The 14,039-nt window shown below is 36.8% G+C and carries 5 protein-coding genes; all 5 read right to left on the bottom strand.

Annotated features, from left to right (window positions below; translation table 11 throughout):
- Positions 1-3 precede the first annotated feature (3 nt).
- Complete coding sequence (locus AAH582_RS05600) at positions 4-3,237, bottom strand: SusC/RagA family TonB-linked outer membrane protein (RefSeq protein WP_343321453.1); 3,234 nt, start codon at positions 3,235-3,237, stop codon at positions 4-6.
- A gap of 476 nt (positions 3,238-3,713) precedes the next feature.
- Positions 3,714-5,264, bottom strand: coding sequence for a SusD/RagB family nutrient-binding outer membrane lipoprotein (locus AAH582_RS05595; RefSeq protein WP_343321452.1), 1,551 nt, complete (start codon positions 5,262-5,264; stop codon positions 3,714-3,716).
- Entirely contained in the window at positions 5,236-8,373 is a 3,138-nt protein-coding gene (locus AAH582_RS05590) for a SusC/RagA family TonB-linked outer membrane protein (protein ID WP_343321451.1), read from the bottom strand. Before AAH582_RS05590 ends, AAH582_RS05595 begins: the two co-directional genes overlap by 29 nt.
- 960 nt (positions 8,374-9,333) lie before the next feature.
- On the bottom strand, positions 9,334-10,794 hold the full coding sequence (locus AAH582_RS05585) for a SusD/RagB family nutrient-binding outer membrane lipoprotein (RefSeq protein ID WP_046674014.1): 1,461 nt from the start codon (positions 10,792-10,794) through the stop codon (positions 9,334-9,336).
- Positions 10,795-10,807: 13 nt separating this feature from the next.
- Positions 10,808-14,038 carry a SusC/RagA family TonB-linked outer membrane protein gene (locus AAH582_RS05580; protein ID WP_046674013.1) on the bottom strand — a complete coding sequence of 1,077 codons (3,231 nt, stop codon included), beginning with the start codon at positions 14,036-14,038 and terminating at the stop codon, positions 10,808-10,810.
- Between the last annotated feature and the right edge of the window lies 1 nt (position 14,039).

Here is a 14,039-nt window from a genome sequence, read left to right as displayed (position 1 = left end):
TTTTTATAAGCCTATAGTAACACCTAGTGAGAAAACTCTATATTGAACGAACTGATTATCACTTGTTCCATTGAAAGATTGCTGTGGATTGTATCCTTTGAGCGAAGTCAATGTGAACAGATTTTCTGCAGAGAAAACTACATTCGCGCGACGTAAATCAAGTTTAGTTAACAAATCCTTTGAAAGATTATAACTTAAAGCAACATTTTTCAAAGACAAATAAGAACTGTTTAAGATAAACCTATTGGACACAGTACTTACATTGTATTGACTATTGGAATAATTCACCTGTGGGATAGCGTCTCTGTTAATACGGTCTGGTGACGTTAAGGTCATACCTTCAGGTGCTTCTTTCCACGCGTTGGCCAAATCAGCATGCACTGAAGAAGGTGTACTGCTCAATCCCATTAAACTCGCATAAGAATAGTCAAACCCTTTGCCACCGATAGAATATGTAAACAAGGTCGATAAATTGAAGTTCTTATAATTGAATGTATTATTAAAACTTCCCATCAATTTAGGTATTGCACTGCCACTCCAATCACGAACAGCATAAGAAGCATTTCTAGTGTACATTTTACCGTTTACTTCAACCTGGAAAGGTGCCCATGCGCCGGTAGTTGACGTTGGGTCATATTTTTCTGTATCCGCAAAGTAAAGTGCCTGCCCAGTCATCATATCTACGCCAGCATATTGATACAAATAATAATCGTATACGTTATGTCCTTCTTTATAATTAAAGGGTGACGATAGCAATCCGGTTTCTTTGTACTCCGAAGGCATTTTAGTGATTTTGTTCTTTAGAACCGTTGTATTGGCACCAAAATTCCATTTAAAATTCTCATTTTTGATTAAGTCGATATCAAACGAGAATTCAAAACCTCTATTATAGAGCTGACCGATATTCCGTTTCACCGTGGCCTTACCAACTGTATTATCAACCGCTCCAACAGACAAAGGCAGATTAACATCAAAAATTAAATCCTTAGATGTTTTATTAAAATACTCTAAGGTGAAATTTAATTTATTAAACAATCTTCCTTCCAAGGCCGTAGAAGTAGATTGACTCGCTTCCCATTTTAATGCATCGTTTCCAATATTACTTTTATACAAGGCAGCGGCGTTGTTATTCTGCCCAATTGCATACAGATTCATAAAATCAAATTCGCTCAAACTTGCTAAGTTACCAACAACACCAGTGGCAGCTCTAAATTTTAACGTATTGATCCAATTGATATCCTTTATAAAGTTCTCTTTGGATAACATCCATGTTCCACCCAATGACCAAAAATTTTCCCAACGGTGGTCAGGAGATACCTGTGAAGAACCATCTCTTCTAAAGGATCCCTCTACATAATATTTTTCAGCATAGTTATATCGTACGCGAGAGAGGTAAGATTCGAATGTTCTCTCCACCTGATAATCAGTTAATGACGTAATTTCAGAGAAATTGATTAATTCAGGCTTACCTGCGAAAGTTTCATTTGTCTTGTAACCATAAAGGTAATTGTACCAATTTTTAAAATTTTCGTGACCAACAAATACATCCACATTATGTTTATCGTTAAATGTGTTGGTATAAGTCAACTGCTGCTGGAAGGTATAATTTTTATAATCATAAATCGTTCTCGATGCACGGCCTTTATTACCAGCTCCATCTCCTATGATAGCATTATTATAAGATTTAGTAACGTCATTTCTCAAATTGATATCGCCGACTACCTTAAAATCAAAATGCTTTAAGAATTTTAAATTGACATAAGCCTGGCTATTCAAGGTATTCCGAATTCCCTTATTAAGGTTTAATTCATTTTCCCAAATAAAGTGTCTACCTACATTTTGATTTCTAGATGTTTCACCACTATCATATACTTTGTTACCGTCTGCATCAAGCACATACTCTCCAGTAGTTGCATCATGCAAGTACACAGGGTAAATTGGTGCTATAGTTCTTGCAAATCCCCAAGGGTTGGTAAAGCCAGATCCAGAACCCGTAGTATTGTTGCTATTCTGATGACTTGCGTTCATCGAAAAACCTGCTGTTATCCACGATTTAGGTGTAACGGAAGCACTTAAACGACCTGAAAGACGGTCAAAATCTGAAGTTTTGATATAACCATCCTCTCCAAGATATCCCAAAGAGAACATATAATTTCCTTTTTCACTTCCACCTCTACCATTTAAGTTATAATCTCTTCTGTAACCGTTTCTAATAACTGGAGCAAACCAATCTAGATCTGATGCATAATCGCCTTTTATTTTTGCATTGGGAGACAGATTACCATTTGCGTCAAACAGTTGATCATCTGCCAAATCAAATATATTCAGTTTTAGTACGGTCGGGATTAAATTTTTGCTGGCTTGAGCATTTGCTTGTTCAACTGTCAATTTATTATTAGGTGCCCAAAGGTATTGATTTCTCAAGCCTTGCCAAGCAACTTCCATAAACCTTTTTGGATCTAAGCGATCATACTCAGGCATACCACGTGTAAAAAGGCCCTGATTTGTCGTAAAATTCAACTCAGTTGAACCAGCACCTCCTTTTTTAGTTGTAATAACAATAACCCCGTTAGACCCTCTATTACCATACAGCGCTGTTGAAGTAGCGTCCTTTAAAACAGATACTGATTCAATATCCGCCGGGTTCAAATCGGAAATATTTCCTTGAAACTCTACTCCATCTAAAACAATTGTTGGGCTAGCACTTGCGTTATTACCAGTAATCGTTGAGAAACCCCTTATACGGATACTTGGTGTAGATCCGGGTTCGCCATAAGAGTTGTTGACCATAATACCCGGCGCCGAACCTTCTAATACAGAAGTAACGGAGCTCACAGGTCTTTTTTCAATATCCTTAGCCGAAATGCTCGAAACAGCACCAACAATTGCTTCCTTGTTTTGTTTACCATAGGCAGTAACGATAACCTCGTCCAGACCTGTTGAACTAGCTTCAAGTTTAATATTTAAAACTTTAGCACCGTTTATGCTAACAGATTTGTCCGAATAACCGATCGAACGAAATAACAATTCGTCATTCGATTTTGCCGTAATCGTAAAATTACCGTACAAATCCGTTTGTGTTGCTTTGTTACCGTTTTTTACCAAAACAGTCACATTGGGAATACTTGCACCTGTCTCTGAAGTTACTTTACCTGTCACTCTGATTTCCTGAGCATACAAGGCCGAAGTAGACATCGCAGTAGACATGAGCACAAAACTGAGTAATTTGTGTTTCATATGTTATGTTTATTTAAATTAAGTAGCTTATTTGCATGTTAAATGGACGAAAGTCCTGTTGAACCTGTCAATATATGTTTTTCTAAAAATGATGAGTCTATTAGACTAATACAGTTAGTGTACAAAACCAGACATGAAATGTTAAGGTTTTGTTAAAAGCAAAGATAATTTAATTTTTAACATCTACAATACAAACCTTCTTTTTTTACCAATAAAACTTCTTTAAAAAAAATCACGTACAATGATGTAGTTTAAAAATCAAGTTTATAGTGATGAATACTGTGATTGATAATTAAACTGTTCAATCTTTTTTCAACAACTAGATAGTCCTGATTTCACCTTTTCAATTGCTTTACTAATAATAGCATTCTCGGTATTATAAAACACACTTCGTTCTGTAATTCGGCACAGTAACTTCTTTTAAAAAAAAAGCCGGAAGAAAACCTCCGGCTTTAAATTGATATAATATATTATTTTTAATCTACATCCCAAAAGATCTTATTCTTTTGAGGGTCAATATCTCCTTGGGCTTTTACATTTGCATTATTAAAACTATACTCATTTTGAGGATACATTAAACGCAAAGGAATTTTTCGAGTGCCAACGCTTGTGTTTTTAGAAAGAGGCACATCCTTAGGAAATCCTAGTCTTCTATAATCTACATAAGCTTCAAAATTATTTATACCTGGAAGGGATAAATATTTTTGATTTATAATCAATTCTAACTTATTTGCAGCTGTAGCCCAGTTCGCAGAGGGTGATAACAAAAATGCAGTTGATACCGTACTAGCATCAGTGACTTTCAACCATTTGAATGATTCTTTGACAGCATTTTCGTAAGCTGTTTTTGCATCGCCTGTTATCCAGCCCCGCTGAACAGCTTCGGCTTGTAAGAACAAGCTCTCTACCGACGTCATCAGCCATAGAGGCTGTGTTCCATCCTTCAAGATGCCCGTCCCTATTACAATTGATTCTTGAGAAGAAGATGCTCCTTTTACGTTTGTTGCTCCAAGATCTTTACCTACCCAACGATTATTAGGATCAACTGGATTTCTCGCTGGCAAGAATAGATATTGATAACGAATATCATTAGTATTCTTATATCTATTCAATAAATAATTGCTTACACGATTGAATCCATCAGCTAAGGTCCCGTTTTGATTAGCAACATAAGTCGAATAAACAGGATTTACCTGATTTGCTGCCATTGCAAAGGCAATAGTAAGATTTGCTGATTTATCAGCTTCAATAAAGCCACTTCCATCTGCAGTAATTTTTGCGATTTCAGCACTTGGATTTTTATTAAACTCGGATTGATGAATCAATAATTTCAAGGCTTGTGTATTGGCCAACTTACGCCACTTCGTCAGATCTCCACCAAACAGTACATCAGCATTTCTAATCTCATCACTAATCGCTGGTCCTTTTTTAAAAATAAGACGAGCAGAATCAAGCTGCACTAATAAATCCTTATATATATCTTCGCCTTTATCATATTTAGGAGCAACAGCTGCGTCTCCTCTCAAAGCGTCTGAATAAGGTACATTATTATACATATCGACCAAATACATAAAACCGATTGATTTCATAACTTTGGACACTCCAACATAAAATTCTTCGTTCGTCGCTTTTCCTTTTTTCTCCATAAAATCGGCATCAGTTAACACATCATACCATGACGTCGAACTATTAGCCCATTGGGTTTGTTGATATGAAGGTGTTATATCATAGTTCTCCAAAGGCAAGCTTGGACCAAAGTCACTACCTCTACCCCAATATCCTGACCAAGAAGCGGCCCAGCTGTACTCTGTACCCATACGAGATGCAGTTTGTTTCAATACCATAGGTAAAAGGTAGCTAGCCTTAACTGTAGGTTCCGTTGGATTGTTTGGGTTCTGATTAATATCGAAGAAACTATCTTTACACCCTGTCATTGCCAAGGCTGCCGAAAATAGCATTACTATAACTTTATTTTTCATTTTCAAATTCTTTTTGTCGTTAAAACTTAGCATTAATTGTAAATCCATAGTTTCTTACCGGTGGATTAGCATTTGAATCAACGTTTCCATAAGCATTTGGATAATCCGATGTCATGCTGTTGAAATCAGGGTCCATAAATTTATTTTCCTTAGGCAACCACAGTGCCAAATTACGTCCAACAACAGCTACGGATAGACCTTTGATTACTTTCTGGCGTGCCGCTAGCCAATCTGTTGGAACATCATAGGTTAAAGCGAGTTCACGTAATCTCCACTGATTTGCACTTACAATGAAATTAGAAGCAGCCCTTCTAAACTCTCCAGTATAATAATTATATATGGCTTCTTTCTCGCCAATTTTCACTGTCGTATTTTCAATATATTGACCCGGATTATTTGGATCTGCTATTACAGAATTTGGCAATACAAATGGCTCTCTGTTATTGTATGCAGTAGCCTCAGAAACACCAGTCCAAGCCATGTCAGAACCTAAACCAAAGAACGATACAACGTGTCCTCCTTTATGCTCGAACATCGCGGATAAGTTAAAGTTCTTCCAATTAACAGAAGGAGTTAGATTGACAATCCATTTCGGTAATGTACGTCCAAAATTAACGTTACTCGAAGAAATCGATGGTCTTCCAGTAGTTGAACTTACAATAATACGTCCTTGATCATCTCTTCGATAATCAGTTCCTCGCATTTGATATGCTGGTAATCCTTTGATTGCGTAATTCCCTGCAGCAACATAGCCTCCTACTGAAAGTTCATTCAATCCTAAACTCTCATCAATACTAGTTACTTTGGAATCATTCCACAAGAAACTTCCCTTAAAGTTAACACCACCGTTATTGAATTTAATAATAGGTGTAATATTAAAGCCAAAGTCTACCCCGTAACTATTAAATGAAGCAGCATTACGATAACTTCTTGAATAACCAGATGCTTCTGAAATGTTTACGCTAATAATTTGGTCTGTATTTTTATTATAGAAATAAGTAGCTTCTAAAGTCAAACGATTATTCCAAAGACCTGCTTCAAGACCAGCCTCGGTAGAAGTAATTCGCTCCGGTTTTAGATTAGGGTTGTAGGTCGTATTATTAGCAGTCAAGCCTGGGACCGAACCAAATGGAAATCCGCTCGAAGCTGGCTGAGAAAAAGTTGCTGCCAAGAAGTAAGGATCAATATCGGAATTGGCGGTTTTAGTCCATCCACCCCTAATTTTCAAATAATTGAAGGCGCTTGATTTCAATTCTGGAATTGCATCAGTCAAGATAACAGCTGCATTAACTCCCGGGTAAAAATATGAATTATTGCCCATAGCCAAAGTCGATGATTTATCCCAACGTCCTGTGACTTCAACATTTGCCCAATTCTTGTAATTTAACCCAGCACTTCCATAATAAGAGAAGAGACGAGTCCGATAGCCATTGGACGAGCCTGAAAGGATACCGATTCTGTTACTTAGATTATATAACTCAGATACAACTAAGTTATCAGCTCCAACACGAGTTACTCTCCAATCATTTTGTCGAACATATGTTCCTAGGATTCCTTTAAAAGTAAAATCTTCGTCAATCTTGGTATTCACATCAGCGAAAAAGTCCGATGTAAGGATAGTCTGATTATAGTTATATTCTTCAATTGCCCCTGCGATCGGATCTTTACCCCTATTAATCGCCCATTCCGACGGATTCACGCCTACTGTTTTATTTCTTTCAGCAATATTACGTGAAGTTAAAGAAGCACGATAAGTAAAATTCAACCAGTCTGTCGCTTTTAAACCCAAATCTAGATTTGTAATCAAATCTTGTTTCTTACCTTCTTTTCGCCAATTACCAATTGAAAAATATGGATTCAACCCATAATTGGTAAACCAATTTTCATAAGTTGAAAATTTATCGTTCTTATAATCTTTATATTTCGATAAAATAATATCAGCTGGCGTATTGATTAACTGACTAAATAATCCCGAATTCCCCCCCGTATTTTGAGCTGCGAAATAATCTGCTTGGGCGGTTTGATTATATAAATTGTAGTTTTGTTGCGTATAGTTAAAATTCACTCCAGCTTTAAAGATTCCAAATTCTTTCTGTGAATTTAACCGAATTCCTGTTCTTCTATTTTTATCATCCGGTACGATACCTTTTACCAAGGCATCTTCCAAACTCAAAAAGAAATCTTTCGCAGTCAAGGAGAGCCCAGTTTGATTTGTAACACCAGTATTATAGAATTTCTGACGCTCATCCGTGCCGCTGTAAATTGTAGTTTGTTGACTTCCATCCGGTAATTTAGGACCGATATCTATTGTAGAACCGTCAAATGCTGGACCCCAGTTCCAGTTTTCAACTGGATCAATAATACCATCGTAGCCCTGTCCAAATTGTTTCTGTAATTTTGGAAAAAATGACACATTTTGCCATTGCGTTGAATGACTTAAATTGACTATCGGGTTATCCGAACCTTTTTTGGTAGTAACCATGATTACACCATTTCTTGCATCCGGCCCATAAATAGCTGCAGCCGCGCCTCCTTTTAGAACAGAAACATTCTCCACATCATTTGGATTAAGAGAGGATAAATATTTGATATCCATCTGAATTCCATCTAATACCAATAGTGGTTCATTTTTACCTGTCAAAGAACGGATACCACGTAAGTTGATTTTTACATCTTCATTAACACCTGAACTCGTTGTTGTAACATTCAAACCTGCCACTTTACCTTGAAGTCCGTTTGCTAAATTTACTGCACTCGCTTGATTAACTGTTTTCGAGGATACTTGCTCTGCAGAATATCCTAATTCTCTTTTTTCTCTTTTTACGCCTAGCGCTGTTACAACAACCTCCTCCAAAGAGTTATCGGAATTATCCAAGGTAATATTAAACGCAGATTGCCCTTCCTTGACAATTAAAGTTTTATCAGAATAGCCTACCGAACGAAATACGATAACTTTTCCTGTCGGAACGGATAAGGAATAATTTCCATTCCCATCTGTTTGAGTAGCCAAATTTGATCCTTGAACAGCGATAGTAACACCAGCCAAAGGTTTACCATCGGCACCTGTTACACGACCACTGATTTTTTTCTCTTGCGCAAATGCAACAGAAGTAAGAATCATACTACCCACGAAAAAACTGAGTAATTTGTGTTTCATATGTTTACGTTTATTAAATGTTTATTTTGACAAAAATTTGGTTAGTAATATACTTTTCAAAAATTTACATGTCTATAGTTAGCAACATTTTTCTCACTTAATTGTTTGTTGATGTTAAAAAATGTTAAATACAAATTTATTACTTTTTTTATCTTTTGCAATGCATGCATAATTTTGTGATAACATTTATTTAATAACAAATAACAAAAATCTGATAATCAGACAATTAATTTTCATCATAAACGTAACAAACCAAAAAATCTTGAATAGAAAATATTGTCTACATAATTTTATGGAATTTGCATTACGATAAGTATAATTTATGGCGATAGCAGTACAATTCCTTCAGAAACAAAATAGAAAAGGCAATTTCGAATACTTGACAGGAACAGAAAACACCTATAGCTAAGGAACATATTCAAATTTACATTTATTGCATAAATATTTCCTCAACTAACTTCTTTGTTTTTTACCTAAAAATTAAAAAAACCTTGTATTAACATGTTTTCAGAAATACGCGTTGTGCTAAACCCGTTAAACATATATACCATGCGATCTCACTGAATTGGTATTAAATATTTTTACCACAGTCGAGTCATTGCCTAAAAGCTATCAAAATTCGATAAATATTTCTATTTTAGAAAATTGGCATCATCTAGCAGAGCCTCTTACCATTGTCGTTCTTATAATAAAGATATAGTATTCTTACTCTTTTTCATAAACCTCAAAAATTATCAATTCATGTACACCAAACACAGTATAAGTGATACTAAAAGATACACTAGCGGTTCAAATAATACCTAACGATTATACTGAACAATAAAGGAGAAATGTGAAGTATCTACAAGAATTTGAGCGGGTGTGTAAATTACAGCCAGAATAAATTGTCTTAATATTTAACACAAAAAGCGGCAATTTCTTTCGAAATTGCCGCTTTTATAAGCATATAAATCTAAGAGATTACTTAACGTCCCACCACACCGGTGTATAGATTACCACGTTACCTGGATAATTTACATTCGAGGTCGCTTCACTGTTGGCGTAAGGCATACGCAATGGCATTCTTCCTGCACCTAAAGTTGATGCGATAGAAGTCGTAAAGAAAGTTGGATAACCTGTTCTTCTCCACTCAGTCCATGATTCAAAACCTTGGAAACCACACATCGCATAATATTTCTGTGTAATGATAGCTTTGACTTTTGCTTCAACATCACCTGCGAATTTCGCATCTGGTGCTTCCGCTATGTATTTAGCCGCATCATTAGCATTACCCGTAGCTGTAAAACTTGTTATAATACCAGATTCAAACAATGCTTTCGCATCACCTGTTCCCCAACCTTTCACTGCAGCCTCAGCTTGCAAGAATTTGCTTTCTGCAGCTGAAAATAATTTCACAGGCGCGGTTGCTGATGTAGGATCAACAGCACGACCACCAACAAGAGGTGAAGGAGAAGAAACTAATTTTGCTGAATTTGCATTAAAATCACCTTGAAGGATAAATGCAATTGTATCTTGTCCGCTCACTTTATTGAAGAAAGAAAATCTTCTTGGATCACTGTTCTTTACGAATGCTTGAACCACAGTTCCGCTCGCCACAACATTTTGTGTTTTACCTAAACCCACCATCTCATTGTAGAATGGGTTCTCGTTACCACCTGTCGTTGTGTAAGTTATTGAAGCGTCTTGATCTAAAAATTTGGCATTTTTTGCATAAAGTGCTTTAATACCTGCTGCAGCTTTATTCGCATCCACATTTGAAATGCGCAAATACGCTCTCAATTTCAATGTATTTGCAAAAGCTTTCCATTTATCTAGGTCGCCATTGAAAATCATATCCTGGGTCGAAACAGGAACAGCTTGTGGCGTTGCCAATAAAGCCAAGCCTTTATCAATATAATTGAATACTGAATCGTATACAACAGCTTGAGCTTCGTATTTAGGATTAAGATTTCCGTTCGCTTTTAACGCCTCTGACAATGGAATATCTCCAAAAGCATCTGTTGCTACTTGAAATGTATAAGCCTTTAATAAGTAAGCAATACCTTTATAATTATCGTTCGCCGCTACATTTGAATTAATGATCAATTCCGCATTGTTCAATGCGCTACGGTACAAAATCAACCACGATCTATCCATGGCTGTATTCAATACTTGATATCTGTCGATAGAACGATATTGAGAAGATGTAGGATTTTGCGTCCAATATTGTCCCCAGATATTACCATATACCTGAAAACCGTTCCCTACAACTTGGCTGATCGCAGCTTCTACTGTAGGTAGTAATAAACTAGGAGTAGCTGTTTCTGGATTGTTTGGGTTTTCATTCACATCCAAAAATTTATTACAGCTAGTCAACCCTAGTGTGCCAACTAAAGCTAAAACTAAAAGCTTCTTAGCATTTTTAAAATTTATAGTTTTCATACTTTACTTGCTCTTAAAATGAAACTTTAACATTGATACCATAATTTCGTAATGAAGGTTGAGCTGTAAAGTCAAAACCTTGTGCATTACCAGCACCAGATGAATTCACCTCTGGATCAGCGTATTTATTTTCGCTTGGCGTCCAAATAAACAGGTTATTTCCAAACACTCCGATAGAAGCCGCTCCAAATGGTGTGTTTTTCAACATGTTTTTTGAGAATTTATACGTGAATGTAAGGTTACGCAATTTGATATATGTCGCATCAACAACATTTACCCCCGCTTCCATATTTGGATAATAATCGATCTTATCATAAGTCGCAGATGTATTAACGACTGAATTTCCTGAAGCGTCCAAATAAACAGAATTTGGGAAAATCTGACCTATACGATCGCCACCTGACTCAGCTGAGGTACCAACAAATCCCATGATGTCTTTTGTTCTAGAGTAGAACACACCGCCTTGTTTCGTATCAAATAACGCGCTCATTGACCAGTTTTTATAGCTCAAACTTGTACCCAATGAAGCTTGGAAATCTGGATTATACGTACCTAAATATTCTGGTTTAGAAGAGGCAATGGGTAAGCCTGTTTTTTGATCAACAATAGTACGGCCTTGTGCATCAGTCGCATTTGTAACACCATAAAACTCTCCATAAGGGCGTCCTACGGCAGCTACGATACTCATTCCCGAGAAGCCTCCAACTGATACTTGTTGTACTCCATCCATCAATTCAACAACTTTACTGTTGTTCTTAGTGAATGTTCCAAACAATTCCCATGTCAAGTTTTCTGTTTTCACAGGAGTTCCTCTTAATGTTAATTCCACACCATTATTTTGGACCTTACCTGCATTTACCAAACTAAGCCCGTAACCCGTAGAAAGTGGAATAGGAATGCTTAATATTTGATTTTTCGAATTGTTCTTGTAGTAAGTAAAATCAGCAGATAAACGATTATTGAAGAAGCCCAATTCAGTTCCAACCTCAAACGAAGTTGTGATCTCAGGCTTTAAGTTCAAATTTCCGATAGTATTACCCGACATTAATGCGGATACGTTTCCGAAAGGGAAAGTAGTAGAACCGAACCCTCCAGCAATTGTACTTCTAGAAAAAGTTGAAATCAATTGATAAGGATCTGTATCAGAACCTACTTGCGCCCAGTTAGCGCGGATTTTTGCATAACTGAACTTACTCTTCAATTCAGGAGAGAATAATTCTGATGCAACAAATGATCCACTAACACTTGGATAAAAGAATGAATTATTTTTCTTAGGTAATGTCGATGACCAATCGTTACGTGCTGTAGCTTGTAAATATGCTATGTTTTTATAAGAAACATTTAAATCACCATAAACACCAACCAAACGACGGTTTGTCCAAGTATCTTCAATCAGGTCCAAGGGACCGTTAGAATTCGCAAGATTATACCATCCTGGTACAACAAGCCCACCGCTTGAATTTGTCGCTGTGCTATTCGAAGTCGTTTTGCGTTGACGAATGTTATTTCCAACCATGAATGACGCTTCCCAATCTTCATTGAAGGTATGCTTAGCTGTCGCCATGAAATCGTGTACAATTTCATTCACGTTAAATTGGTCGATACGGTATTGTCCTGGATCAGTCTGAATATTACCATCAGAATAATTACCAGTGGTATTATCTATTGGCAAGTAGCTGTATTTGGGAGATTCCGAACGTCTGCGGTCACTGTAGTTATCCAATCCAATGCGTTCTTGGAAAGTCAACCATTCTGTAGGCTTATAATTCACATTGAAGTTCCCCATAATACGGTTCACATCATTGAAATTATTATAGTTAGCCAATACCCAATATGGATTCATGGTATAAGCTCCGTAATAACCATAAACATCATTATGAGCTACACCATTTTCATCTATATAACCATATCCGTTATAAGGATTGGACAAGTCTTTTAAACCGACTACATCGATATCTCTCGGCGTTTGTAATAAGTTGTTATAAACAGAGCCGCCCCCTTGTCCACCACCAACATTATTACTGTTGATTCGACTATAATTTACAGCAATACCAGCACTAAATTTATTTGAGAACTCTGTTGTTCCATTAAATCTAACACCGTATTTGTTGTAGTTATCTTTTTTACCAGGATAAACACCATTGGAATTCAACGCGTTCAATCCTAAATAAAAAGTGGATTTATCCGAACCACCGGAAAAGCTAAGATTGTTGTCAGAAGCAATACCAAGGTCAAAGAAATCACGTACGTTGTCTTTCACAGCAGAATATGCTTTTTTCTGACGAACGCCATTTACTGCTTGTCCCCATTCTTGTACCTCTCCAGTGAATGGTGCTCCCCAAGACCAGTTTTCTTTCGGATCGTTTGTATAAATCAAATCACCTGCTTTATTGTAGCCAGATGCACCTTGCCCATATTGATTTTGAAATTCTGGCAATTTCAAAATTGATGACAATGTGTTCGTCGAGCTAAATGTGATTTCATTTTTTGCTCCTTTTTTACCACTCTTCGTTGTAATGATTAATGCACCATTGGATGCTCTTGACCCATACAATGCAGCAGCAGCAGGTCCTTTCAGAACGGTTACAGAAGCGATATCATCTGGATTAATATCATTACCACGGTTACCAAAATCTACACTTGATAAATCACTGGCTCCCCCCATTTTACTTGTGTTATCAATCGGAGTACCATCAACAACGATCAACGCTTGATTATTACCTGAAATAGATGAACCACCACGCAATACGACACGAGATGAACTACCTGGAGAATTAGATGTAGAGGTAATGTTTACCCCCGCTACTTTACCAGCTAAAGAGTTGATCGCGCTCGAATTACGGCCTTCTGTCAATTCATCGCTCTTAATTGTAGGCGCAGAATATCCCAAAGAACGTTTTTCTCTCTTAATTGCATTTGCTGTAACAACAACTTCTTCCAAAGCATTGTCATGATTTACTAAAGAGACATTGAATACAGAACTGTTGTTGTTAACAATAATAGTTTTATCATCAAAACCAACGGAACGGAATACGACAACCTTACCTGCCGGCACATTCAATGAATAATTACCATCAGTATCAGTCTGCGTTGCCTGATTAGTACCTTGTACAACTACTGTCACCCCTGGTATTGCTTTACCGTCAGCAGATGTAACACGACCACTAATCTTTTTTTCTTGAGCGAATGCAACCGAAGTCAGAATCATACCGCCAACAAGAAAACTTAGTAATGTTTGTTTCATG

Source organism: Sphingobacterium multivorum, assembly GCF_039511225.1.
In the GTDB taxonomy this organism is placed as follows: domain Bacteria; phylum Bacteroidota; class Bacteroidia; order Sphingobacteriales; family Sphingobacteriaceae; genus Sphingobacterium.
Note: the sequence above shows the minus strand (reverse complement) of the source record. Positions and strands in the feature narration are given on the sequence as shown.